Raw genomic sequence first — 25,432 nt, 5'->3', positions numbered from 1 at the left:
TAAAAAGAAACCTTGAACTACCAAACATTGGTCTACAGTTCACGGTTTCTTTTCGTTGTTTTATCCATTTAACCAATTATTCCCCTAATCTCCTCACTAGCCGAAAAAAATCTAAGGAAAAATAGGCGCCACACGCTTTCACCTGTTCATCGGAGCAATCTCTTGCTGATACGTACGCTTGTGGATAGAACACGCCCATCCTGGTCACTTCAAGAAGACTTCTTACGAACGAAGCCTGATCCATTAAGCCATAAAAAAAGCAGCTCTAAAGCACCAAGAGAAGATTTTCTAAAAAATCCTCTCTTGGTTGCTCAGAGCTGAACGCTTCTTTCATGATCTTTTATTGGATCAAGTCATAAATTTCCATTGCAACGATATCGATATTGTCAAATTCATATTGTTGATGTGAATCTGTTTCAGTTAATTCAAATGTTTCAGTTGCTTTGTCATAAGTAACTGTACATTTTTCAACGCCCTCTTTTTCAAAACGACGGACTTGCAGTTCATTATCTGCTGATTCGACCATTGCCTCCAGTCGTTTAATGATTGCAACTAATTGTGAATGTGCCATCGGAGGTCCTCCTTTTCTTATTTCTGTTATATTGTAACAAAAGCACAGACGACTTGCATTGATTTTCTCCAAAAAAAGCGAGTTTTTTAAGATTTTTTTTCTGGGTTCTTTCCTTCAGGCCACCAAAGCTTAATCAATGCTTGAGTACCGTCATTTTCAAATCCCTGATCTGCTAATTGTTCATATAATTTTAAAGCTTGCGTTGTCGCTGGTAACTTCAATGCCATTTTATCTGCTTCATCTAGCGCAATTTTCAAATCTTTAATAAAATGTTTAACAAAAAATCCTGGCGTATAATCCTCTTTTAAAATACGAGGAGCATAATTACTTAATGACCAGTTTGCAGCACTGCCTCCTGAGACTGTTTCAATGACTTTTTCAAAGTCAAGTCCTGCTTTTGAAGCATAAGCAAGTAACTCGGTCATGCCTGTCATAGTCCCTGCAATCATGATTTGATTTGCCATTTTCGCATGTTGTCCTTTCCCTGCTGTCCCATGTAAAGTAAAAGTAGATCCCATCACTTGAAACAAAGGTAAAACTTTTTCATAGACACTTTTTTCACCACCAACCATGATTGTCAAAGTGGCATTCTTCGCACCCAGATCTCCACCTGAAACTGGTGCATCTAAAGCAGCTGCACCTTTTTCTGTGGCTGTTTTTGCAATTTTTTCTGCAAGCGTTGGGGTACTAGTTGTTAGATCAACCAAAATTCGATCTTGGACATCCGTTGCAAAGATCCCATTTTCGCCATAGTAAATTTCTTCTACATCTTGGGGATAACCAACCATCGAAAAGATGATCTCACTATTTTTAGTGACATCTTTAGGTGTTTCAGCCCAAATGGCTCCCTTTTTGACTAGCTCATCCGTTTTTGCTTTTGTTCGATTATAGACAGTTACTTCATGTCCTGCGTTCATAAGATGCTCAGTGATTGCGCGTCCCATGACTCCTGTCCCGATAAAACCTAATTTCATATTCGTGACCTCCTAAAAATCAAAAAATCTTTGTCTCTATGCTAAGTATACGCCAGAAACAAAGATTTTTTTAGGATAAATACCTAAATTTATCGTTTAAATGAATTTAATTTGATTTTTATTCTTTCGATGGATGCCTCTTCTTCTTTTCGTTGCATTTCTTTTTCATGATAGATAATCATATCTTCATAAAATTCAATCATCGCTTCGCCAAAGTGCGTAGAGGAAATATCATATAATTTTGATTCCAATACTTTTTGGTCACGAGGGACTTCACTTTTTATATAATCAATAAGTGCTGGTGCGAAATCCTCATCGGTTTCAAATGTTTTCCCAAGGGAGGGATGATCAAACAAACGATTAAGATAAGCATTTCCCTCAATTACACAAGGTGTCCCTGAAGCCATTGCTTCCGTATAAGTTAAACCTTGTGTTTCTGAAGTTGAGGCACTAACAAAGTAATCAGCTGCTTTATAATACAATGCCACATCTTCGTTATCGACTTCTCCAGTAAATTGGACAAATTCATCCAATGCTAGTTCGTTGATTAGCTCTTGCAACTCTTCAAGGTAAGGCCCTTTGCCAACGATCACCATTCGTGCATTGGGATACGCTTTTAGAACTTGGGGAAACCCCTGGACCAATGCTTGAATATTTTTTTCATAAGAGATACGACTTAAAGATAAGATCATTAACTCATCATCTTTGATATTCAGCGATCCTCTGATTTCTTTGATAGCTTTTTGCGTGATTCCTTCCCTTTTAAATTTCTCAATATCGATCCCTGTAGGAATCACTCGAAGTGGTGCGACAACACCATAACTTCTTAATGTATCAATTACTCGTTCACTGGGACAGACAACTCCTGTTGTATGGTTAACAAATAAGCGGGAGAGATATCTGACATGAGATTGACGTATCACTTTGCCTTTAGCAATATAGTGTAGATAATCTTCATACATCGTATGATACGTATGGATCAATGGTATTTTCAGCTTTTTAGCTACCATTTTACCTAAAATCCCTGCACCAAATTCTGTATGAGTATGAATCAGTTCTAATTCAAGTTCCTTCGCTACTAAATAAGCGTACCACATACCTCGTACCACTATTCGCCGATCTTTAAAGGAAACGAATGGAACACTCGGCATACGAATGACGTCTTTTTCTATTTTATCAGCATTTGGATCGGTTGTCGTAAAAATATAGACTTCATGTCCATGTTTTTCTAGTTCATTTTTTAAGGTTTTGATCGATGTAGCAACTCCGCTTACCTGCGGAAAATAGGTATCGGTAAAAAAGCCAATTTTCATGATTTTTTGCCTCCAAACTACCCTTTATTATTTTGTCTTTCATTTATGGAAGAATCTGCTTCTTCTAACACTTGTGTATACACTAGTTTCAGTTGCTCACCAATTTTCTCAATACTTCGTGCTTGGGCAGTCTGATATCCAGCTGCCACTAGACTAGGAACTTCTTCTTCCACGATCTTTTTGATCAATACGGTAAATTCTTCATTAGAGCGACCCATGTAACAATTTTTTTTATCTTCTAACCAGCCATCATAGACTGGAATGTCTCGTACAAGAACATTTTGCTTACTTGCTAGTGCCTCTAATACTACAATTCCTTCTGTTTCTTCATAAGATGGGAAGAAAAAAAGGTCAGCGCCTGAGTATGCACCCTCAATAATTTCTCCCCGAATATATCCTGGAAAGATCACATTATCTGGGTGTTCTTCTTTCACAATCTGTCGGATATTTTTTGGGATCGAATACATAGGTACATGTCCAAACCAAATAAATGTATATTCTGGGAGTTTTTTTGCAATTTCTACAAAATCAATGATCCCTTTACGAGCAAAAAAAAGGCCAACACAGATAATCACTTTCTGATCTGGTGATAATTTGAAATAGTCGCGAAATTTTTGTTCTTTGATTGGATCTGGTTGATATTTTTTTAGATCAATCCCATTTGATATCGATTGGATCGGTAAATCTATGCCGTAACTTTCCAGTAATCTTTTAGAATATGGCGTAGGTGTGATGAGATAATCCGCCTTTTGATATAATCCCACTAAATATTTTTTTACTAATGGCGATAATTGATTAGAGCCAATAAATGAGTTACGAAAATCTTCCTCTGTTGAGTGAGCATGATAGACGATCTTCTTGCCGTCTTTTCTTGCTTTATTGACCATATTGTGACTATTGATACCATATGTATTGATGTGTAGAATATCATAGTCATCTTTACTATCTAGCGTGTAGGGAATCCCCATTTCTTTTAGAGCACGTTTTTGGTGGTCAAGCGCTCGTCCAATACCAGATTTCGCAAGTATTTTTTCACTTTCAAAATATAATAATACCTTCACCTTACGTCCTCCTTCATTTATATAGTATAACATAGCGCTGAACCTGTCACTCAAACTTAAGCCCTATTTTAAAATAACTCTATTTTTCATTCCTTATTTTTACCTATATGTAAAAATCCCATTGTAAAAAGCTGATACAGCTACTATCGCTGTACCAGCTTTTACTCGTATTATTATTTTACGTATTCATTTACAAGTTCAACGACTTCTTCCATCGTGTCACATTCTTTCAAAGCACGATCAGCAAGTTCAGCCATCTTCGTTGTATCTAAACGTTTCATTAAACTACGTGTTTTCAAGATTGATGTTGCACTCATTGAGAATTCATCTAATCCCATACCTACAAGTAGCGGAACTGCGGTTTGATCCCCAGCCATTTCGCCACACATACCAGCCCATTTACCTTCAGCATGCGCTGCATCGATCACGTTTTTAATCAAACGTAAGATTGATGGGTTGTAAGGTTGATACAAGTATGAAACACGTTCGTTCATACGGTCAGCTGCCATAGTGTATTGAATCAAGTCATTCGTTCCTACTGAGAAGAAGTCAACTTCCTTAGCAAACTTGTCAGCTAAGACAGCTGCTGCTGGAATTTCGATCATGATGCCGACTTGGATCGTATCAGATACTTCCACGCCTTCATTCAATAATTTTTGTTTTTCGTCTTCAAAGATTGCTTTTGCAGCACGGAATTCTTTAAGAGTCGCTACCATTGGGAACATGATACGTAAGTTTCCATGAACAGATGCACGTAATAATGCGCGCATTTGCGTACGGAACATTTCGTCACCTTGTTCTGACAAGCTGATTCGTAATGCACGATAGCCTAAGAATGGGTTCATTTCATGAGGCAATTGTAAGTAAGGTAATTCTTTATCGCCACCGATATCCATCGTACGCACGACAACCGGTTTACCTTCCATACCTTCAAGAACTGCTTTATATGCTTCATATTGGTCATCTTCAGTTGGGAAATCAGGAGAATCCATGTACAAGAATTCTGTACGGTAAAGACCAACCGCTTCCCCGCCGTTATTATGAACACCAACTAAATCTTTTGGTGTACCAATATTTGCTGCTAATTCAAAATGTTTGCCATCAGCAGTAACAGTTTCAGCATTTTTTAATTTTTCCCATTCTGCTTTTTGAGCAGCGTATTCAGCACCGATTTTTTCAAATTCAGCTTTTTGTTCAGCTGTAGGATCAACGATTACATCGCCTTCAATCCCGTTAACAGCTAACATGTCGCCTTCTTTGACTTTAGCAGTGATTTCTTTTGTACCTACGATCGCTGGGATTTCTAAAGAACGTGCCATGATCGCTGAGTGTGAAGTACGTCCGCCGATGTCAGTTACAAACGCTTTAACAAAATTGCGATCTAATTGAGCAGTATCACTTGGTGTCAAATCATGAGCAACAACAACTACTTCTTCGTTAATCATTGATGGATTTGGTAATGTCACACCTAGTAAATGCGCTAAAATACGTTTCGCAACGTCGCGGATATCAGCCGCACGTTCTTGCATATAAGCGTTGTCTTCCATAGCTTCGAACATACTGATATACATATCAGTTACTTCTTTTAATGCTGATTCAGCGTTTACGCTGTTATCATTAATGTTTTGTTTAATTTGACCAACCATTTCTGGATCAGACAGAACCATCAAGTGTGCGTCAAATACTTGCGCTTCTGCTTCACCTAAGCTTTGCGCTGCTTTTTCACGAATTTGTTGCAATTCTTCAGTAGATTTTGCTAAAGCATCATCTAAACGAGATGCTTCAGCTGCTGTATCTTCTACTGTTGTCTTACTGAATGTTAAATCCGGTTGAACTAGCAGGTAAGCTTTTGCAACGGCAACGCCGTCACTAGCGGCAATCCCTTTTAGCATTTCAACCATTATTCAGATAATCCTTCTTTCTTCATTGTATCAACGATAGCTGCCATTGCGTCTGCTTCGTCAGCACCTTCAGCTGTGATTGTAACGTCAGAACCTTGACCTACACCTAAAGACATAACGCCCATGATAGATTTCAAGTTTACTGATTTACCTTTATACTCTAAGTTTACATCAGAGTTAAATTTGCTTGCTGTTTGTACTAATAATGTAGCTGGACGTGCGTGGATTCCAGTTTCTGCTACTACGTGAAATTCTTTCTTTTCCATATTAATCGGTCTCCTTTAAGTGAGTGTTGTTTTTATGTGAGGGTTTTCTTTTTTAGCAGTTTACTAAGAACACTAATAAGTAGTACCCTTTCATTTGTAAAGATTACCATTTTTTCCCGATAGATACAACAGTTTTCATTTAAATTCAACTAAAAGTGTGGAAAATAATTAGCACTACTTTTAAAAATACGAATACATAGGATAACAACCGTATTCATTCTACCTCACTTCTTTTTTTAGTAGCTTTGATTCTCTTTACTGATCCCTCAGTAAAGAAGCAAACAAAACTAGACTCTGCCAAGCGAAATATCTCCTTCTATTTATCATTTTTATCGAAGAACGACTTATTCATTTCTTCATTTATTTTGAAAAACTAAATACTTGCACGCGTCCTAAAATTTAGTATAATTATAGCCAAAGGTCAATAATGGTCAATAACATTTTTTGCCTTTTCAACTTTTGAGTAAATGAGGGTTATTCTTTTACCTTCATAGTCACGCGTTGTAAAATAGAATGGAAACATGTGAATCATGTGAAAGGACGTGAATCATTTATGCTTTGTCAAAATTGTGGGAAAAATGAAGCAACGATCCACTTATATGCAACAGTAAACGGACAGAGAACGCAACTTGATTACTGCCAAAGTTGCTATCAAAAAATTAAAAATCAACAAAATGGAGGTCTGACTAGTATGGCTCAAAATGATCCTTTTGGTTTTGGCAGCTTGGACGACTTATTCCGCTCCATGTCCCGCCAAATGCAACAGCAAGGAAACTATGAACAAACTCCTCCAACCCAATTCGGTGGTAACAACAACTTTAACGGCGGTCAACCACCGCAACAAGGAAATTCCGAAGGTCTTTTAGGAGAATACGGAATCAACATCACCGAACAAGCTCGTCAAGGTGACATTGATCCTGTGATCGGCCGTGATGATGAAATCAAACGTGTAATCGAGATTTTAAACCGTCGAACAAAAAACAATCCGGTATTAATCGGTGAGCCTGGTGTTGGTAAAACTGCCGTAGTTGAAGGACTTGCACAAAAAATCGTAGATGGCGATGTGCCGCAAAAATTAATGGATAAAGAAGTGATTCGTTTAGATGTGGTTTCTTTGGTTCAAGGAACTGGTATCCGTGGACAATTTGAAGAACGGATGCAAAAATTGATCGAAGAAATTAAGCAGGCTGAAAATGTCATATTATTCATTGATGAAGTCCATGAAATTGTCGGTGCTGGTTCTGCCGGTGATGGGAACATGGATGCGGGAAATATTTTAAAACCAGCTCTAGCTCGTGGCGAACTACAAATGGTTGGTGCCACTACATTAAATGAATACCGCATCATCGAGAAAGATGCAGCTTTAGAAAGACGGATGCAACCGGTTCGGGTCGTTGAACCTTCTGTTGAGGAAACAATCAGTATCTTAAAAGGATTGCAAAAACGCTACGAAGACTACCATCACGTCAAATATACCGATGAAGCAATCGAAGCTGCAGCTATTCTCTCAAATCGTTATGTTCAAGATCGTTTCTTACCAGATAAAGCGATTGACTTGCTTGATGAAACTGGCTCAAAGAAAAACTTAACGATTCAAATCGTTGATCCTAAAACCATCGATAAAAAACTTGAAGAAGCACAGGAACAAAAAATCCAAGCTTCTAAAGAAGAAGACTTTGAGAAAGCCGCTTATTATCGTGACCAAATCAGTAAATTAGAAAAGATGAAAGAACGTCAATTAACAGATGAAGAAACGCCTGTTATCACAGAAAAAGATATGGAAAAAATTGTGGAAGAACGTACGGGCATCCCCGTTGGCGATCTAAAAGAAAAAGAGCAAACACAATTGAAGAATCTTGCGACTGATCTAAAAGCACATGTGATTGGACAAGACGATGCTGTAGATCGTGTGGCAAAAGCTATTCGTCGTAATCGGGTTGGCTTGAGCAAGAAAAACCGCCCTATCGGATCATTTTTATTCGTAGGTCCAACTGGTGTCGGCAAAACTGAATTAGCCAAGCAACTGGCATTTGAATTATTCGGTTCCGAAGATTCAATGATTCGTTTTGATATGTCTGAATACATGGAAAAACACAGTGTATCTAAATTGATTGGTTCTCCTCCTGGCTATGTGGGCTATGAAGAGGCAGGTCAACTTACTGAAAAAGTACGTCGTAATCCTTATAGCTTGATTTTATTGGATGAAGTGGAAAAAGCACATCCTGATGTGTTACACATGTTCCTCCAAATTTTGGATGATGGCCGTTTGACTGACGCACAAGGTCGGACAGTAAGCTTTAAAGATACGATCATCATTATGACAAGTAATGCTGGTACAGGTAAAGTCGAAGCAAATGTCGGTTTTGGAGCAGCTCGTGAAGGGGTTACTCGTTCTGTTTTAAACCAACTAAACAATTACTTCACACCTGAATTCTTGAACCGTTTCGATGGAATCATCGAATTTAGTGCGCTATCAAAAGAAAACTTAATGACCATCGTTACCTTGATGCTAGATGAAGTCAATGAAATGTTAGCAGCACAACAACTGCATATCGAAGTGCCGACAAATGTCAAAGAAAAACTTGTTGACTTAGGCTATGACCCAGCAATGGGCGCACGCCCTCTTCGTCGAACGATCCAAGAACAAATCGAAGATGGAATTGCTGAATTTTATTTAGACCATCCTTCAATCCATGAACTAAAAGCAAAATTGGATAAAGAAGAAAAAATTGTGATCACTTCTAAACCAGAACGTTTAGTCAAAGAAACGACAAACGAGCCAACAAACTAAACATCTGACAAAAACTTCGCTTTGCGACTGATAAAAAATGAAGCACCCATGAAAAAGCGACAGCTTTTCTCACGGGTGCTTCATTGCTCAAAGCGGATTTTTGATTGTTTTTTGACAAAAAGCAAAATACTGTTCTTTTCATTAGAAAAAAACTATAATGAAATTAAGTTGTATCTAAAATCTACATAAAAGAGGTGAGCGCCATGAAATTTGTCAATGTAACGAATAGTCATTCACGTTTGGTTTTAAACCAATTGGAAAATACAGATGCTCATATGGTGAAGGTTTACACTGCAGGCAATACAATGATTGTTTACACTGAAGCACCGGAACATAACGAGATTTTACTGATTAATGAAAAACGAAAAATACAACCCAAAGAAATTGAAGAAGTCAAAACGTACTTCCTCAATAAAATCCATGACGCCCTATATCAAGAAAACGAAATCCAAGTAATTGAATTAGATGACTTAGTTGAAATCTCGATTCCGAAACATCATCCCCACACTGAGGTTGCAATGTGATGATTACAAATAAACAAAAAAAAGAAACCTTTTTTAGAAGGATCGAAGGATAATGTTTGATTTTATCCTTGATCCAGCTCATTTATAGAGCTGGATCTTCTAAGATTGATTGGTTTCTTTTTTTGGTGTTTTTCCTAGCCGAACGATTGCTCTTACTTCGTTAACGATCGATTCATTATGCTCCCAACCTTCAACATCTAACAGCCTGCATAAACGCTGCATTTCTAACTTTTTTCTTGCTTTACGTTGTTTTCGTTGCTCCAGTGTTTCCATCCAACTCCCCCTTTTTTCTTTTTATATGTACACATCTTTATTTTAATTCATTTTATTTCAAAGAATTTACCAATTTTTTCTTTAAAATAAAAAAAACTTTCCACCAAAATTGTTGGAAAGTTTTTTTTGCTTTTTTGGTAACCTGTAATCAATGAAATGAGGCTGCGATAGCCTCTAAGATTCGTTGACTTGCGTAACCATCTCCATAAGGATTTTTTGCTTGCGCCATCTTTTCATAAGCCTTTACATCAGTTAACAATTGTTTTGTCTCGTCATAAACTGTCTCTTCGTCTGTACCAACGAGTTTTAAAGTTCCGGCTTTTACACCTTCCGGTCGTTCAGTGGTATCACGTAAGACAAGAACCGGAATACCTAAAGAAGGTGCCTCTTCTTGAACTCCGCCTGAATCAGTTAATATAAGATAACTTTTGGCTGCACAATTGTGAAAATCAATGACATCTAATGGTTCGATCAGCTGAACATTCTCATATTGTCCTAAAATAGTATCAGCTAATTCTCGTACTTTAGGATTTTTATGCATCGGAAAAATAATGGATACATCAGAAAATTCTTCAGCAATCCTTCCTAATGCTTGAAAAACGTTCGCCATTGGCTCGCCTAGGTTCTCACGTCGATGCATTGTTACTAATAATTGTTTAGTGGAGCTGCTCGAAAGATGATCGCTTTTTTGATCCGCCACGATCGTGTACCTCATCGCATCGATCGCCGTATTGCCAGTAACGAAGATGTTTGCTTCATCGTGGTGCTCTCTTCTAAGATTATCAGCACTTTCATTGGTTGGCGCAAAGTAGAGATCCGCTAAAACATCTGTGGCTTGCCGATTGATTTCTTCAGGAAACGGTGACCATTTGTTCCAAGTTCGTAATCCTGCTTCGACATGTCCGACTTTAATTTGTTGATAAAATGCTGCGGTCGCTGCAGCAAATGTTGTGGTCGTATCTCCATGAACTAAGACGATATCAGGCTGTTCTGCTTGTAAGATTGGTTCTAATGATAAAAGAACTTTCGTTGTAATAGCGGTGAGTGTTTGATTGACACTCATCACATCTAGATCGTGATCAGGAGTAATTTCAAACACTTCTAACACTTGGTCTAACATTTCACGGTGCTGGCCTGTAACCGTCACGATTGATTCAAAGCGCTCATCTTTTTCCAGCGCTTTGATCAAAGGTGCCATTTTTATTGCTTCTGGACGTGTTCCAAAGATCGACATTACTTTAATCATCATTAAATTCCTCCGGATTATTTAGTTATTCTCTCCCGGCTATTTTCATAGTACTCCCAAAGCACCACCATGTGATGAGCGCTTTACATTAAACTTTTTAATTTGACATTTGGGTACTTGTCAGCAAACCAACGTTCAGCAAATTGGTTTTCGAACAAGAATAATGGCTGATCAAAACGGTCACGTGCCAAGATATTACGACTAGAACTCATCTTCTCATCTAAATCTTCGGGCTCGATCCAACGGGCAATCTTATGACCCATAGGCGACATGATCACTTCTGCATTGTATTCATTTAGCATCCGGTATTGGAATACTTCAAATTGAAGTTGTCCAACTGCGCCAATGACGTATTCTTCCGTCAAATAAGTTTTATAGAGTTGGATCGCACCTTCTTGGACTAACTGATAGATACCTTTATGGAATGATTTTTGTTTCATCACATTTTTAGCAGTGACTTTCATAAATAATTCCGGAGTAAAGGATGGTAACTCTTCATACGCCACCTTCAATTTTCCTTCATAAAGAGTATCGCCAATTTGATAATTTCCTGTATCATAGACCCCGATAATATCCCCTGCTACAGCATTCTCGACATTCTCTCTTGAGTCAGCCATAAACTGCGTCACATTACTTAACTTCAATTTTTTACCTGTTCGTTCTAATTGAACATCCATCCCACGTTCAAAAGTTCCAGAACAGATTCGCACAAAAGCAATCCGATCTCGGTGAGCTGGATTCATATTGGCTTGGATCTTAAAGACAAAACCTGAAAATTCTTCTTCATAAGGGCTAACTTCTTGTCCTGATTGTGTTTGATGTCCGTAAGGTGAAGGGGCTAATTCCACGAAGGTTTCTAAAAATGTTTGCACACCAAAATTTGTTAACGCTGAACCAAAGAAGACCGGTGTCTGATCTCCCCGAGCAATTTTTTCTTCATTAAAAGAATCTCCTGCTTCTTTCAACAATTCTACTTCTTCAAGAACTTGTTCATACAATGAATTTTCCGTCAAAGGATGGCCTTCTGGCAGCAATCCTTCTTCATCCAAGGCAACAAGGCGCTCATCATTATAGTTTTCTGGACGATAAAACTCAATACGATTATGGTGGATATCATAGAGTCCTTCTAAGCCTTTCCCCATACCAATCGGCCAATTCATTGGATAAGACTCGATATCGAGCAACTCTTCCAATTCTTCTAAAAGTTCTAATGGTTCGCGACCATCTCGATCTAACTTATTGATAAAGGTAAAAATAGGGATTCCTCTTTTTTTAACGACTTGGAATAATTTTTTTGTTTGAGCTTCAATCCCTTTGGCACTATCGATGACCATAACCGCACTATCGACAGCCATCAATGTCCGATACGTATCTTCAGAAAAATCTTCATGCCCTGGGGTATCTAAGATATTGACTCTTTTACCATGATAATCAAACTGCATCACAGAACTGGTAACTGAGATTCCACGTTGCTTCTCAATTTCCATCCAGTCAGATTTTGCAAAGTTACCAGTCTTTTTCCCTTTGACAGTTCCTGCCTGACGTATTGCGCCACCAAATAAAAGTAATTGTTCAGTAATCGTTGTTTTACCAGCATCCGGATGGGAAATAATCGCAAACGTGCGTCGGTTATCTACTTGTTGTTTTAAGTTAGGGTTATTCATGTTTTACTCCATTTCTGTTACATCATTATCATCTTATTCGTCATCCTGTTCGAGGAATGATCGAACTAGCTATCTCAACTTACCAAGTATATCATGGAAACTATCAAAAAATAAACACTTGTTATGAGTCTTCTCTCTTTCTCTGTTGAATATCATATAAACGACTTTTTCAATAAGAGAAAATAAAGCTTTTCCTGCTACTATAACAACTGAAAACAGATTAAACGAAAAAAGTTGAACTTGGAACAGGCTTTTGTTCCAAGTTCAACTGTCTATTTCAATCATCTACAGACAAATGATTATTTATTTTACCTTGTGTTTTTCATCAGATTACTTGCCTAATTTATTTTGACTCCTCTTAGATTCCTTTCGACCTTTCAATAGGAACAAGCTAACGAATACCACTAATAAAATTGTATATCCTAATTTTTGAATAACTTGGTTATTTTTTTCACCTGTTTTTGGTAATAAACCTTCCTTACCAGTCTCCTCACTAATAGAAGATTTACCTATTTCATTGTTGCCCTCTTGTGTATTTTTACCTTGCTCTGCTTTATTATTGATGTTTTTATCTTCCTCAGAGGATGATGCAGTTTCTTTATTCTCTAATTGTTCGATGGCCTGCACCAAATCGTTCATCACTAGTTCGACTTCAGCTTGCGTAGTATTTGGATCAGCTAACACTGCTTGCGCTGCTTCTAGCGCTTTGCGGAACACTTGCCAACTTTCTGCCGTATAACCACTTGCAACTCGGTTTTGGTTTTCTTCAACCAATTTTTTTAATGCTGTTTTGTCTACTTTAGTTACTTCTTGCAGTTGCTCGATGGCTTTATTCACTGCTTGGATTGCTTCGTCTACTTCAGCTTGCGTAGTATTTGAATCAGCTAACACTGCTTGCGCTGCTTCCAGCGCTTTACGGAACACTTGCCAACTTTCCGCTGTATAACTACTTGCAACTCGGCTTTGGTTTTCTTCGACCAATTTTTTTAATGCTGTTTTGTCTACTTTAGTTACTTCTTGCAGTTGCTCGATGGCTTTTCTCACTGCTTGAACTGCATCGTCTACTTCGGCTTGCGTTGCTTTTGGATCTGTTAACACCGCTTGGGCTAATTCCATTGCCTTAGTGAAGACTTTCCAACTTTCTTTTGTATAGTCGCTTTCGTTTCGGTTTTGGTTTTCTTCGACTATTTTTTCTAATGCTGTTTTGTCTACCTTAGTTACTTCTTGCAGTTGCTCGATGGCTTTTCTCACTGCTTGAACTGCTTCATCTACTTCGGCTTGCGTTGCTCTTGGATCTGTTAACACCGCTTGGGCTAATTCCATTGCCTTAGTGAAGACTTTCCAACTTTCTTTTGTATAGTCGCTTTCGTTTCGGTTTTGGTTTTCTTCGACCAATTTTTCTAATGCTGTTTTGTCTACCTTAGTTACTTCTTGCAGTTGCTCGATGGCTTTTCTCACTGCTTGAACTGCATCGTCTACTTCGGCTTGCGTTGCTTTTGGATCTGTTAACACCGCTTGGGCTAATTCCATTGCCTTAGTGAAGACTTTCCAACTTTCTTTTGTATAGTCGCTTTCGTTTCGGTTTTGATTTTCTTCGACTATTTTTTCTAATGCCGTTTTATCTACTTCTGAAGGAACTTTGATAGTAATTGATCTCGAACTTCCTTTTAACCCTTTGCTATCAAATTGAAATGCTCCTGAATCCATGGTAATTTCGGACTCTTTTTCGATAACCTCAATGATCTCTTTCTCAATCGAAAATTCAATCACCTTATTATTTTGAACAGGATTCGCAATTGACAGTCGATAAGTATCATTACTCAATTTTTCTGCAATAATGGATGCAGGTTCAGATACGTGAACAAAAGCTGCCTGTTGATTTCCACTCCAAGCATTCAACATGAGATAGTCTTTTGTCTCAATCGCTTGGATTTCTGGTGTGTTTGCTAACACATTATAGCTTTTATGTTGCGCCATTTCTGCCATTTCTTCTGCTGTCTTTCCAGCAACAGTCAAATACTCATAAGTATCATTTTGAGCGTTACTTCCATGATTTTTGATGATTTTTACAAATTCTTTTGTATATGATTGATCATTGACAAAATATTCGTTGATATCCAAATATTTGCCAGATCGAATTTCTTTTTGAACGTCAACGTTCGACATGGTATTTGGAAAAATGTAACCTAAATTATTGAGTGGATTTGTCGAAGTAAGATTGATCCAAGTAGAATCAGCTGTTTTCTTTTGGATAATTTGCATGTTACTTGAATCCATCATTCGATTATCAAGGATCGTCTCAATTGTCGCATTCGTTGTTCCGCTGATTCCACTGCCTAAATTAATCAATTTATCTTCTAACAAAAACCATGATTTCTTTGCTACCAAATCCATATTTTCATTTTTCTTATCTAAAAACATTCCGACTGCAGCTACTTTGCCATTATTCGATCCTCCCACCCAAGACTGAGGACTCTTTTTACCAGTAGAAGCACCTTCTGCTAACACTTTTGTGTCTATAGTGGTACCTGGTAAGCGATAAGAATCAATAGTGACCCAATAACCTTCATCAAATTGAGCGAGGTCACCGTTATAAAGATAAACCATCCCATCAGCCGTATGCCATCCTTTTTTATTTTCAGTATTTCCATATTCATAATTTCCAATACGACTAGAGTACATACTTATTCCGAGACTATAACTCTCGTTTTTTTGAAACACCCGATCCATTGAACCATAAATATTCACGAGATTTTGCTCTTCTTTACTAGTTATCGAAGGCTCATTCATGATTTTCTTAAGATCAATCAACGCTTCAAAGTCTCTTGGGTTTTCAAAAAAATCATAAAAATAACTACTATGCTCAAGCCATGCTTTAATAGACGAATCAATTTTCTTGCGTAAAATTTCTGGCGAAAATTTCGCTACTAATGTAAGATTGGCGATTGTTTCCTTTCCAGATTCAAATTCAGAGGTAAAGGGATTAGTCCCAGGAGCTCTAGAAATACTTCGTCCTGATACCATTGAGGGCATTTTTCCATTTACCATCAATTGTAAATAACCTTTATCGGTTACTTGAAACAAGTTATTTATATTGTCATCTTTGATTTCCCAATGTGTCCCTTGCAAAATCGTTTGAACCCGTCCAAAGCCTTTCAGCAATTCATTTCCATAACTTCCGTTATATGGGAAATGACTATGTTGGATTAATGAGCCGTCTGAATATAAGCCATCTCCTCCTGTCACCATTTTTAAAACGGATGGAACAGCGCTTTGAACTGCCTCTACTCGGGAATCATTTTCTAATAAAATGGCTGTTCCTAAGACGGTAATAGATATATCTGTTAAGTTCGCTCCTGTAGCCGTATAGCTAGGCCATTGAACTTTAGGATCTTGCGCATAGTGGTTTAAAGGTTCAACAAATTTAGTTAAGATTGCATCATCTTTTTCGATTAAATCATCATGTAATAAAATCAGTGTATCTGTTAATGGCTGTGCTGATCCAATTTGCCAATCCCACCAATTTCCACTCCAGTAAGTTCCATTGTAGTTTTTGGTTTCAATCATAAAATCAATTGCTTTCAAAATTTGCGTAAAAACCTCTTGATTCTTATGTAATGAACTCGAAGGATCATAATAACCTAATGTCAATTTTTTGATGTTGGTAAATTGAGTGGTGTAGTCTGCTGATAGTGTGTCTGAACTTTTTTTCTCCCACAAATAAGTTCTATTTTCTGACTTATTAAGTGTTTGCCATAATTCTAAACTATCTTTGGCTATTCTCGCTCGATATTTTTTTACGTCCGAATCCTGATCAAATTCTTCATGATCTTCTTTAGATCCTAGCAAGCGTGCTTTCCATTTCTCACGCATTTCACGATACTCTGCTTTTTCTTGAATAACCGTAACTGGAATCGTATCACTTAAATCCGTATTTTTGATTCTCACAGTCACCTTTGCTTCTCCGGTTTTGAGTGCTTTCATTCTTCCTTGACTGTCTACATTGACAATACTAGGATCACTACTGCTCCACTCAATTTGTTTTTCAGGAACTTGGACGCCTGTTGGTGTTAATATGTAAGTTAATTGTTTGGATCTTTTCTCGCTGATTTCGGCTGAATCAATCGAAAACTTTATCCCATCAGGTAAACGTGCTTGACGATAAGCTTCCATTGAAATAATGCTCGAACCATAATATTGACCATTCGTGTGCTTCCACATTTTTAGTTGTTGGTATTTAATATATCGAGCTGTTACATTCGCTACTTCAATATATTTTTTTGCTTCTTTCCCGCCACTTCCACGCTCCTCCTTATAGATGGATTGATAATTTTGATTGTCGTTAGAAACTAATACCTCATATTCTGGACTCTCCGCATGAAAGTGTAAAACCACCTGACCAATTGTTTTTTCTTCTCCAATATCAACAGTCAGCCACTGATTATCTGTTTTATCCGCTGACCATCTCGTCGATACATCCCCATCAACCGCTTTTTCACCTACAAATTGCGGATATTTCCAATTATCTCCTTGTTTCCCACCTTCTACTCCTGAATAGGTAACATTCTTTTGAAACAAAAAATCTTCAGTATCTTCAGCACAAACGATTGGATTGTAAAAAGATGTAACAACAAGCGCCAATCCTGTTAAAGCAAAAATGATTGCCTTCTTCATTAAAAAATTCCTCCTTTAGTTAAATAGAATAGTCGATAAAAAATTTTAAGTCGTGAGGCAAAATGAATGATCATCAATTTTTTATCCATTCTTTGCAACTTTTGTACATACTACTTTTACTTGAGAAAACTACCTAATATTCGTTCTTAGTTTTTTAGTTTCAATTGAGATAAATCATTGGAAGAATCGCTCATATCTGCTTATTCGTAAAATATTTAAAATCTGTCTTTCTACTAAAAACACTACTTTACATTTTCCCCACCTCCTCACTGATTCACTTAAACATATAAAAAAATAGGCATGAAAAAACGACGGAAGACTCCGTACGTGTTTTCCATGCCTAGTATAACCTAGTCACATGAAACTTGTGTTTGCGTTTTCATAATACTCTAGCAAAAATTTATTGTCAACCAACAAAACATTTAAATATACTGGTTATATTATGTATAAGTTAACTGGGAGATAGGATCTTATTGTATGTTTTAGTAATCTTTACAAAAGGGTAAAGCTCTGCCTCTCTTGCTTCTGACTACCCCTCAACCTAGGGAACCACACTGATTTACGTATCAACTTTGAAAAAAAGAAAAAAACATCCTTGCACAAAATCTCTTCTGTGCAAGGATGAAACATATCTTATCTTCTCGGCTCATTTTCATCAAAATCTTTATAAAATAAACGACGTTCCTCATCTGGTTCCACAATTTCTTCTTTAGGATCATGGAACACCACGCGAATTTTTAAAATTCTAGAACCTTCCATTTCTTCAGAAGTCAAGGTAATGTTGTCTACATCAAACGATAATTTTTCTCCCTCATCAGGGATCATGCCCAAAGCAGTGATTAAATAGCCTGCCATCGTATCGACATCGCTCATGTGCAAGTTACTGTCAAATACTTCGTTGAACTCATCGATCAACATTCGTCCTTGGATCACGTATTCATGTTCAGCAACCTTTTCATATAATTTTTCGACTTCATCTGATTCATCATCAATTTCACCGACGATTTCTTCTAGTAAATCTTCTAAAGTCGCTAAACCAACGACTCCACCATATTCATCCAGTAAAATAGCCATCTGGTTTTGAGTTTTTTTCATTTCGTACAAGAGATCATCAATGAATATTGTCTCTGGTACAAATAAAGGTTCTTGCATGATTTTTTGAATATTTAAATTTTCAAAGCCAAATTTATGAGCAGCTTTCAATAAGTTTTTCGTATGAAGAATCCCAACAACTTTGTCTTTGTCTTCATTATAGACCGGAATCCTTGAATAATTTTCTGATAAAACTTCATTGACATTCTCTTCAACGGAGTCATTGATATCGATCATAAAAGCATCTGTTCGAGGAACCATTACTTCCCTAGCTACTTTGGTATCTAAAGAAAAAACACCTTGCAGCATTTCTAACTCTTCATTATCAAGTACACCTTCAGTTTCCAACATATACCGCATTTCATCTCTCGTCATTTTTGAATCTTCATCATCAAAAGTCATTGGTGTGACACGAGCTAGTAAACTAGTCGATGCAGATAATAACCAGACGAAAGGTTTGGCAACCACACCGATCAGACGGATGATTCCTGAAGTAAAGTTGGCTACTTCTTCTGATTTGTTCAAGGCGATTCGTTTAGGATACAATTCACCAAAAACAATCGATACGTAGGTCAAAATAGCTAAAACAATAATATTGGCAATATTTCTTGCTGCTACACTACCACCTAATAATGGTGCTAATTTTTCTGATAATGTATTGGCTAACGAAGCACCGGATAGGATATTGACTAATGTGATTCCTACCTGGATCGTTGACAGAAAGTTATTTGGGTTCTGCAATATTTTTAAAAGCTTTTGAGATTTAACATCTCCTTCTTCCGCTTTTTGCTCGACTCGATTTTTGTTGATCGAAACAACAGCAATCTCGGAAGCAGCTAAAAAAGCATTGATCAAAGTTAAAATGATCAGTAATAAAATTTGCGCTAACAGCGACTGACTCTCAGGGTCAGCATTCATAATCGCATTCTCTCCTTATATTTTTTAATTTTTTTGTTTACGATAGAAAAAAAGCGTGACTATAAAGATAGCCACGCTAAAATGTTATCACAAAGAATTTTTCTTTGCAATAAAAACAACTATGAAGCAATTAGTCGGAATTGCTGATACGTTATTCCAATGTCGTTGCAATTTTTTTCTTTTTTTCATTTTGCTGGTCTTCTTTAACAATTTTGATGACATAAGAAATAATCGTCTTACAAATGGCATAAAACGGTACACCTAAGAAAATCCCGATCAAACCAGCAATGTTTCCTGCTACTAATAACACAATGATGATCGTTAGCGGATGGATTTTTAATGATTTTCCGATGACATTTGGATAAATCACATTTCCATCCAATTGTTGAACGATCAAGACAACGACACAACAAAGCAGTGCTTTAACAGGATCATTGAATACTGTCACTAAAAATGCTGGAGCTAAGCCTAGGTAAGGACCTAGATAAGGAATCAAATTAGTCAAACCAGCGATGACGCCAAATAAAAAGGCATAATTGACCCCTAGAATCAGATACCCCAAAAAAGTAAATGTTCCGACAAAAAGACATTCAATCGCTTGACCACTAATGTAGTTAGCTAATGTTTTGTTCAATTGACCAAGTAATTCAACAATTTGATCTCTTCTCTTTTCAGGAAAGAATTTCTTGACTGTCGGAACCATTTTTTCTCCATCTTTCAACATATAAAACAAAATAAATGGAGCTGTGATGATCACGATTGTAGCAGAAGCGATCGTACCGACAAGCGATCCTAAGCTGTTTGAAATCCCGCTGAGGAACTGTTGGATAATCTTAGCATAAGAAATATCTAATTGATTCAAATAATGATTGATATCTACTTCTTTGAAGATCGGTAGTTGGGCCATATTATTTAACCAAGTCTCTACACGACTAATAAAGTCAGGAATATTCGATGCGATGGATGAAATTTGTTGGATCAAGCTAGGAATCACGCTGAGCAAAATCCAGATAATCGCTGCGACAAGCAAAAGTAATACGATTGCTACCGCCCAAATGCGTTTGATTTTGATCTTCATCAATAGTTTGACAATAGGATTCAACAAATAATACAAAAATCCAGCAATCAAGACTGGCGCGAATAATGTTGAGAAAAACGTTCCAATTGGTTGAAAGATAAAATTGATTTTTGAAGAAACCAAGATCAACGTGGCGATAATGAGTAATTCGCAAGACCAAAACATCAATTTTGATTGTTTCAATTTTTCAAACAATATACTTCCTCCTTTCGTCTTTTTTACTAGTATATATTATTTGTGTGAAAATTTCTTTTATTCTTACTGCTATTTGTTTTTTTATCCACTTTTCATTTTATTTTCTTTACAGTATACTAAACGAATGAAAGGTGGGTTTCGGATGAAAGTCGTTCAAACAAAAGATACATTAAGTGATATTTACCTTGATGCCGTTCGTATTAGAAACCAAGTTTTTGTCAAAGAACAAGGCGTTCCTATAACTAGAGAAATTGATCAAAATGAAGCACATTGCATCCACTTTGTTCTTTATTCAGACCAAAATCTACCTTGTGGGACTGTTCGGCTATTACCATTAGAAAATGGAAAAATGAAGTTACAACGAATGGCGATTCTTGCAGATTATCGTCATCAAGGATTAGGTCAAATTTTAGTAGCTGAAGCTGAAGCTTTCGCCAAAAGTCAAGGATATAATACGATTTTGCTAGGCGCCCAAGCAACAGCTGAGAATTTCTATAAAAAATTAGGATTCACTGCTTATGGAGAACCATTTGAAGATGCTGGTATTGCTCATATCGCAATGAAAAAAGTCTTTTAATTATTGACAGGCTATCAAAGCAAGGATCATCCCTTGTCCTTTTTCTTCCATCATCAGTGTCTATGTTGAAGAACCCATAGCAAAAAAGCAGTAAGCGCAAAACTTTTGCGCTTACTGCTTTTTTTTGTTTACTTGCGCGACAATTGCTTGTAACGGTTATACCAAATATCAATATAGCCTTCGGAGAAAGGGCCCTCACCATTATTGATCCAGTCAACCAAGATCTTCACGTTTTCTTTTAGGATGAAGTCGATATCATTCGGATAATTCATCATTTGGCTATGCATCTCATATTCATCGACATCTAGTAATCGTTTCTCTCCATCAGGAAAAACTTTGATATCTAAATCATAATCAATATACTTCAATGCCTCATCGTCCAGCAAAAAAGGTGAAGCTAGATTACAATAATAGGAAACCCCCTTTTCTCGAATCATTGCTATTACATTGAACCAGTACTTTTTGTGAAAATACACAATTGCTGGTTCTCGAGTCACCCAACGACGTCCATCAGACTCTGTAACTAGAGTATGATCATTGACACCGATCATCGAATGCTCACTTGTTTTTAATACCATGGTATCACGCCACGTTCGATGCAATTTGCCGTCATGTTTGTAACTTTGAATCGTTACAAACTCACCTTCTTTTGGGACTCCCATAGCAACCCTTCCTTACGCAGCATCTCATGCTTTGTGTTTGGGTGTTCATTACACCGACATCGTAATTATTATATCAATAAAAAAGAGCTTTGCCTAGAAAGGATTACTATTGTTTCGATTTTTCTCTAATTGTTCGTTTAATTTTACCTGTACTTTTGGAAAAGCCACGTTATCGAAGTCTTCTGGTAATAACCATTGTGTTATTTCAGTTTTAGGAAATTTGTCATTTGATTGAGAAGGTATTCGGCCGTAAAATAGTAATACGTGCCATTTCAAATGGCTAAAGATATGCGTTACCTCTCCCAAATGCCGCTTTTGCCAAATCAATTGTTCTTTAAAATGAAAGGGTAGCTCCGTCTCTTCTTCTGCAACTTTGTCTTGATCGAATAAGCTTGGTTCATGAGATTGAGCCCATTCAGCTTGCAACCATTCGTATTTCTCTTTTGTGACTTCGACCATCGGGAACGTCCACATGTTTGCTAATAACCTTTGCGTATGTCGTTCCTCAAAATAATAGGCTCCCGCCTCATTTTGAATCGCTGCACACACATAATAGACATCTTTCGGTTTGGCTTTCTTTGTTTTTACTGGAAACGAGGTTTGCTCATTTTTTTTGTAAGCTAAGCAAAATGATTGGATCGGACATGATTCACAATTAGGTGAAGTAGGTGTACAAATGGCCGATCCTAGGTCCATCATTGCTTGGTTAAACTCACCAGGATGCTTCTCATCAATGATCCTACGCATCGCCTCATCAAAAATTTTCCGACTAGAAGCTTTGGCGATGTCAGCTTCAATACAAAATAAGCGACTCACGACTCTCATGACATTCCCATCGATTGCTGGTTCTGGCAAGCCAAAAGCAATACTTGAAATAGCGCCTGTAGTATAAGGACCAATCCCTTTCAATGAACTGATTTCTTCTGGTGTTTGCGGCATACGTCCATCAAATTCTGTCATGATCTGTTGGGCAGCAGCTTGGATATTTCGAACGCGAGAATAATACCCCAATCCTTCCCAAGCCTTTAAAAGTTTTTCTTCTGGTGCCGCAGCTAACGCTTCAATCGTCGGAAACCATTCCATAAAGCGATAAAAATAAGCAATTACCGTATCTACACGGGTTTGTTGAAGCATGATTTCAGAAATCCAGATACGATAAGGATCACGATCATAGCGCCAAGGTAGATTGCGTTTTTCTTTTTCGTACCAGCCAACAAATTGCGTTTGAAACTGTGCGATTTCCTCTTCCGTCCATTTTTCCCATTCTTTATTCACTTGCTTCTTCCTTTTCTACGATAAATCGTTGGATCATTTCTAAATCAAATCCTTTTTGATATAAGCTTTGTTTGATTTTTAAATTACGTTTTTTCGGTTCAAATCTCTCGTTTTTACGCCATAACTTGTCCCCTTGTGAAACTAATGCTTCATATTCAGCGTCTTCATCCGTTTCTTGTGGTAAATGGGCGATGGCTTGTTGGATCGCGTCTTGGGTGAATCCCTTTGTCATCAAGTTTTGTTGAATTTTTCTAAAAAGTTCTTTATGACTTTTCCCATGATTTTTATTGAATAATTTTTCTGCCGTTTGCGATGCTATCGCTATTTGTTCTTCTTCTGGATATTGCAACAGCGCTTGCTCTATGATTTCCGGTTTCAAACCTTTTTGTTGTAATTGCTGAGCTATTTTTTTTGGTCCTTTGTCACTTAGTCGTACATTTGTCCGCACGTAGCTTTCACCATAGACGAGGTCATTGATCAAATCTAATTTCTTTAAACGATCCACGATCTTATTACGGTCAGCTAGTTCAATCTCTTTTTCTTTCAAATAAGTTCTAATTTCTTTTTCCGAACGCAATTGATAACTTAGATAATTGAGCGCTTGTTGGAGACCAAAGTCAAACCCACTACTTTTCTTGATTTCCTCAATTGTTTCTTCTGTTAATTCTTGTCCCTTTAACAAGCGGTAACGCACCAAGATATCTTCTGAAACCTTCAAAGAATCTCCTTCAGATAATTCGACTTGATAAAATGGACCTTTGCCTTTACTGATCCTAGTAACTGTTATCATTGAGTTACCTCCTCGAACGTATATTCTTATCATAACATAGAAAATCCCCATCGCTATTAATAATATGTTAGAATAAAACCACACTATTAGAAAAAAGGAAGATACTTATGACAGAAACCATTGTCAAAAACGGCCAAACCATCCCTTTAAAAATCAAACGACTGGGTATCAACGGTGAAGGGATCGGTTATTTCAAACGTTTGATCATCTTTGTCCCTTATGCACTGCCCAAAGAAGAAGTCCTTGTCAAGATCACGAAAGCAACACCTCGCTATGCGGAAGCTCAGTTAATCAAAGTCAAAAAGCAAAGCAAGGATCGAGTGGTGGCGCCTTGTCCAGTGTATTATGAATGTGGTGGCTGTCAGCTTCAACATTTAGCATATCAGGCACAACTTGATTTCAAAAAAGATTTGCTTATGCAAGCGCTAGAAAAATTCAAACCGGCTGGCTTTCGTTCTTACGAATTACGTCCAACGATTGGCATGGAAGAACCATGGCATTACCGAAACAAAGCACAATTCCAATTAAGAAAAAATAAGAAAACACAACAAATCGAAGCTGGGCTATATCAAGCAAATTCCCATGAACTTGTGCCATTAATCGATTGCTTAGTTCAAGAACCACAGACACAAAAAGTGATGAATACGGTCGTCGAGTTATTGAATAAGTATGACCTTCCTATCTATGATGAACGGAGCAACAGCGGCATTTTTCGGACGATCATGGTACGTGTTGGAATAAAAACGGGTGAATTACAAGTTGTCTTTATTACTCGCAGTCAAAAATTTCCACAAAAAAATGCAATCATCCGTGATATTAACCAACAATTGCCAGAGGTTGTTTCAATCATGCAAAATGTTCAACCTGCTAAAACTTCTCTCGTAATGGGCGATGAAACAATCCACCTTTGGGGAAAAGATGCTATTGAAGAACATCTCAATGAAGTTACTTTTGATCTCTCGCCACGAGCTTTTTTCCAGTTGAATCCGCAACAAACAGAAGTCCTTTATAATGAAGGAATCAAAGCACTCGCGATCCAACCAAATGAAACGATCGTAGATGCTTACTGTGGTGTGGGAACGATTGGTTTAAGTGTAGCAAAACAAGCGAAAGAAATCCGTGGAATGGATGTGATTCCTCAGGCTATTGATGATGCACGTAAAAACGCTCAACGTTTAGGGTATACTAATACCCATTATGAAGTTGGAACTGCTGAAGATTTATTACCAAAATGGCTTGAAGAAGGATTTGAACCAGATGGGATCATTGTCGATCCCCCTCGTACAGGGCTTGATCCCCAGTTGATTCAATCGATCCTCAACTATCCGCCAACGAAATTAGTGTATATTTCCTGCAACGTCTCAACCTTAGCACGAGATCTGGGACAATTAAGTAAGAAATTCAAAGTGGAGTATTTGCAGTCAGTGGATATGTTTCCCCAAACGGCTCGATGTGAAGTCGTTGTAAAATTGACTAGAAGATCAAGTGTTACCAGCAAAAACTAGCTGAACTTTTTTCGGTACTTTTTCTGCTCGTCTGACTTAACCCAACCTAAGTAAATAAAAAACATCCAAAACACAGCTCTGT

19 protein-coding genes are annotated in these 25,432 nt (G+C 37.4%); 4 read left to right on the top strand and 15 right to left on the bottom strand.

Going from position 1 to position 25,432, the window contains the following annotated elements:
• Window positions 1-340: 340 nt before the first annotated feature.
• The 6 genes from AB3H93_RS02825 to AB3H93_RS02800 form a co-directional block, all read right to left on the bottom strand.
• A complete protein-coding gene (locus AB3H93_RS02825) occupies window positions 341-571 on the bottom strand; it encodes a YkuJ family protein (RefSeq protein WP_010719680.1) in 231 nt (76 codons plus the stop codon).
• Window positions 572-657: 86 nt separating this feature from the next.
• On the bottom strand, window positions 658-1,545 hold the full coding sequence (locus tag AB3H93_RS02820) for an NAD(P)-dependent oxidoreductase (RefSeq protein WP_010738140.1): 888 nt from the start codon (window positions 1,543-1,545) through the stop codon (window positions 658-660).
• Window positions 1,546-1,634: 89 nt separating this feature from the next.
• Window positions 1,635-2,858 carry a glycosyltransferase family 4 protein gene (locus AB3H93_RS02815; protein WP_010719682.1) on the bottom strand — a complete coding sequence of 408 codons (1,224 nt, stop codon included), beginning with the start codon at window positions 2,856-2,858 and terminating at the stop codon, window positions 1,635-1,637.
• A gap of 17 nt (window positions 2,859-2,875) precedes the next feature.
• A complete protein-coding gene (locus AB3H93_RS02810) occupies window positions 2,876-3,919 on the bottom strand; it encodes a glycosyltransferase (protein ID WP_014834761.1) in 1,044 nt (347 codons plus the stop codon).
• Between the two features lie 173 nt (window positions 3,920-4,092).
• A complete protein-coding gene (ptsP, locus tag AB3H93_RS02805; protein WP_010719684.1) occupies window positions 4,093-5,820 on the bottom strand; it encodes a phosphoenolpyruvate--protein phosphotransferase in 1,728 nt (575 codons plus the stop codon).
• Entirely contained in the window at window positions 5,820-6,086 is a 267-nt protein-coding gene (locus AB3H93_RS02800) for a phosphocarrier protein HPr (RefSeq protein WP_010719685.1), read from the bottom strand. Before AB3H93_RS02800 ends, ptsP begins: the two co-directional genes overlap by 1 nt.
• Before the next feature lie 553 nt (window positions 6,087-6,639).
• Between AB3H93_RS02800 and AB3H93_RS02795 the strand changes: the two genes are divergently transcribed.
• Together AB3H93_RS02795 and AB3H93_RS02790 are read left to right on the top strand one after the other, a co-directional pair.
• A complete protein-coding gene (locus AB3H93_RS02795; RefSeq protein ID WP_034867873.1) occupies window positions 6,640-8,877 on the top strand; it encodes an ATP-dependent Clp protease ATP-binding subunit in 2,238 nt (745 codons plus the stop codon).
• A 203-nt stretch (window positions 8,878-9,080) separates the two neighbouring features.
• A complete protein-coding gene (locus tag AB3H93_RS02790) occupies window positions 9,081-9,401 on the top strand; it encodes a DUF1827 family protein (protein ID WP_010719687.1) in 321 nt (106 codons plus the stop codon).
• A 99-nt stretch (window positions 9,402-9,500) separates the two neighbouring features.
• Here the strand turns inward: AB3H93_RS02790 and AB3H93_RS02785 are convergent, their stop codons facing one another.
• The 6 genes from AB3H93_RS02785 to AB3H93_RS02760 all read right to left on the bottom strand — a co-directional run bounded on the left by AB3H93_RS02785 (window position 9,501) and on the right by AB3H93_RS02760 (window position 20,511).
• Window positions 9,501-9,674: a hypothetical protein gene (locus AB3H93_RS02785; RefSeq protein WP_010719688.1), complete on the bottom strand. Its 174-nt coding sequence runs from the start codon at window positions 9,672-9,674 to the stop codon at window positions 9,501-9,503.
• Window positions 9,675-9,822: 148 nt separating this feature from the next.
• Window positions 9,823-10,923 carry a non-hydrolyzing UDP-N-acetylglucosamine 2-epimerase gene (wecB, locus tag AB3H93_RS02780; protein WP_368020086.1) on the bottom strand — a complete coding sequence of 367 codons (1,101 nt, stop codon included), beginning with the start codon at window positions 10,921-10,923 and terminating at the stop codon, window positions 9,823-9,825.
• Between the two features lie 80 nt (window positions 10,924-11,003).
• On the bottom strand, window positions 11,004-12,584 hold the full coding sequence (locus AB3H93_RS02775) for a peptide chain release factor 3 (protein WP_368020085.1): 1,581 nt from the start codon (window positions 12,582-12,584) through the stop codon (window positions 11,004-11,006).
• 330 nt (window positions 12,585-12,914) lie between these two features.
• On the bottom strand, window positions 12,915-17,258 hold the full coding sequence (locus AB3H93_RS02770) for a polysaccharide lyase family 8 super-sandwich domain-containing protein (RefSeq protein ID WP_368020084.1): 4,344 nt from the start codon (window positions 17,256-17,258) through the stop codon (window positions 12,915-12,917).
• 633 nt (window positions 17,259-17,891) lie between these two features.
• On the bottom strand, window positions 17,892-19,268 hold the full coding sequence (locus tag AB3H93_RS02765) for a hemolysin family protein (protein ID WP_368020083.1): 1,377 nt from the start codon (window positions 19,266-19,268) through the stop codon (window positions 17,892-17,894).
• A gap of 151 nt (window positions 19,269-19,419) precedes the next feature.
• On the bottom strand, window positions 19,420-20,511 hold the full coding sequence (locus AB3H93_RS02760) for an AI-2E family transporter (protein WP_223603381.1): 1,092 nt from the start codon (window positions 20,509-20,511) through the stop codon (window positions 19,420-19,422).
• 172 nt (window positions 20,512-20,683) lie between these two features.
• Here AB3H93_RS02760 and AB3H93_RS02755 point away from each other — a divergent pair, with 172 nt between their 5' ends.
• A complete protein-coding gene (locus tag AB3H93_RS02755) occupies window positions 20,684-21,118 on the top strand; it encodes a GNAT family N-acetyltransferase (RefSeq protein ID WP_010719695.1) in 435 nt (144 codons plus the stop codon).
• A 128-nt stretch (window positions 21,119-21,246) separates the two neighbouring features.
• Here AB3H93_RS02755 and AB3H93_RS02750 read toward each other — a convergent pair whose 3' ends face one another.
• From AB3H93_RS02750 to recX, 3 genes are all read right to left on the bottom strand, one after another.
• Window positions 21,247-21,780 carry a DUF402 domain-containing protein gene (locus tag AB3H93_RS02750; protein ID WP_010719696.1) on the bottom strand — a complete coding sequence of 178 codons (534 nt, stop codon included), beginning with the start codon at window positions 21,778-21,780 and terminating at the stop codon, window positions 21,247-21,249.
• Between the two features lie 93 nt (window positions 21,781-21,873).
• Entirely contained in the window at window positions 21,874-23,055 is a 1,182-nt protein-coding gene (gene mutY, locus AB3H93_RS02745; RefSeq protein WP_081128626.1) for an A/G-specific adenine glycosylase, read from the bottom strand.
• A complete protein-coding gene (recX, locus tag AB3H93_RS02740) occupies window positions 23,048-23,845 on the bottom strand; it encodes a recombination regulator RecX (protein WP_368020082.1) in 798 nt (265 codons plus the stop codon). Before recX ends, mutY begins: the two co-directional genes overlap by 8 nt.
• 107 nt (window positions 23,846-23,952) lie before the next feature.
• On the opposite strand from recX, the gene rlmD reads away from it, so the two are divergent.
• Window positions 23,953-25,350: a 23S rRNA (uracil(1939)-C(5))-methyltransferase RlmD gene (rlmD, locus tag AB3H93_RS02735; RefSeq protein WP_207428529.1), complete on the top strand. Its 1,398-nt coding sequence runs from the start codon at window positions 23,953-23,955 to the stop codon at window positions 25,348-25,350.
• The last annotated feature ends 82 nt before the right edge of the window (window positions 25,351-25,432 follow it).

Source organism: Enterococcus sp. C74 (assembly GCF_040887125.1).
In the GTDB taxonomy this organism is placed as follows: Bacteria; Bacillota; Bacilli; order Lactobacillales; family Enterococcaceae; genus Enterococcus_B; species Enterococcus_B hirae.
Note: the sequence above shows the minus strand (reverse complement) of the source record. Positions and strands in the feature narration are given on the sequence as shown.

Bases quoted from the DNA above. Each gene is read 5' to 3' on its own strand.
- AB3H93_RS02755 (WP_010719695.1), top strand. From the start codon at position 20,684: ATGAAAGTCGTTCAAACAAAAGATACATTAAGTGATATTTACCTTGAT.
- AB3H93_RS02750 (WP_010719696.1), bottom strand. From the start codon at position 21,780: ATGGGAGTCCCAAAAGAAGGTGAGTTTGTAACGATTCAAAGTTACAAA.
- AB3H93_RS02795 (WP_034867873.1), top strand. From the start codon at position 6,640: ATGCTTTGTCAAAATTGTGGGAAAAATGAAGCAACGATCCACTTATAT.
- AB3H93_RS02820 (WP_010738140.1), bottom strand. From the start codon at position 1,545: ATGAAATTAGGTTTTATCGGGACAGGAGTCATGGGACGCGCAATCACT.
- AB3H93_RS02770 (WP_368020084.1), bottom strand. From the start codon at position 17,258: ATGAAGAAGGCAATCATTTTTGCTTTAACAGGATTGGCGCTTGTTGTT.
- AB3H93_RS02800 (WP_010719685.1), bottom strand. From the start codon at position 6,086: ATGGAAAAGAAAGAATTTCACGTAGTAGCAGAAACTGGAATCCACGCA.
- rlmD (WP_207428529.1), top strand. From the start codon at position 23,953: ATGACAGAAACCATTGTCAAAAACGGCCAAACCATCCCTTTAAAAATC.
- ptsP (WP_010719684.1), bottom strand. From the start codon at position 5,820: ATGGTTGAAATGCTAAAAGGGATTGCCGCTAGTGACGGCGTTGCCGTT.
- AB3H93_RS02785 (WP_010719688.1), bottom strand. From the start codon at position 9,674: ATGGAAACACTGGAGCAACGAAAACAACGTAAAGCAAGAAAAAAGTTA.
- AB3H93_RS02760 (WP_223603381.1), bottom strand. From the start codon at position 20,511: ATGTTTTGGTCTTGCGAATTACTCATTATCGCCACGTTGATCTTGGTT.
- AB3H93_RS02825 (WP_010719680.1), bottom strand. From the start codon at position 571: ATGGCACATTCACAATTAGTTGCAATCATTAAACGACTGGAGGCAATG.
- AB3H93_RS02775 (WP_368020085.1), bottom strand. From the start codon at position 12,584: ATGAATAACCCTAACTTAAAACAACAAGTAGATAACCGACGCACGTTT.
- recX (WP_368020082.1), bottom strand. From the start codon at position 23,845: ATGATAACAGTTACTAGGATCAGTAAAGGCAAAGGTCCATTTTATCAA.
- wecB (WP_368020086.1), bottom strand. From the start codon at position 10,923: ATGATGATTAAAGTAATGTCGATCTTTGGAACACGTCCAGAAGCAATA.
- AB3H93_RS02790 (WP_010719687.1), top strand. From the start codon at position 9,081: ATGAAATTTGTCAATGTAACGAATAGTCATTCACGTTTGGTTTTAAAC.
- AB3H93_RS02815 (WP_010719682.1), bottom strand. From the start codon at position 2,858: ATGAAAATTGGCTTTTTTACCGATACCTATTTTCCGCAGGTAAGCGGA.
- AB3H93_RS02765 (WP_368020083.1), bottom strand. From the start codon at position 19,268: ATGAATGCTGACCCTGAGAGTCAGTCGCTGTTAGCGCAAATTTTATTA.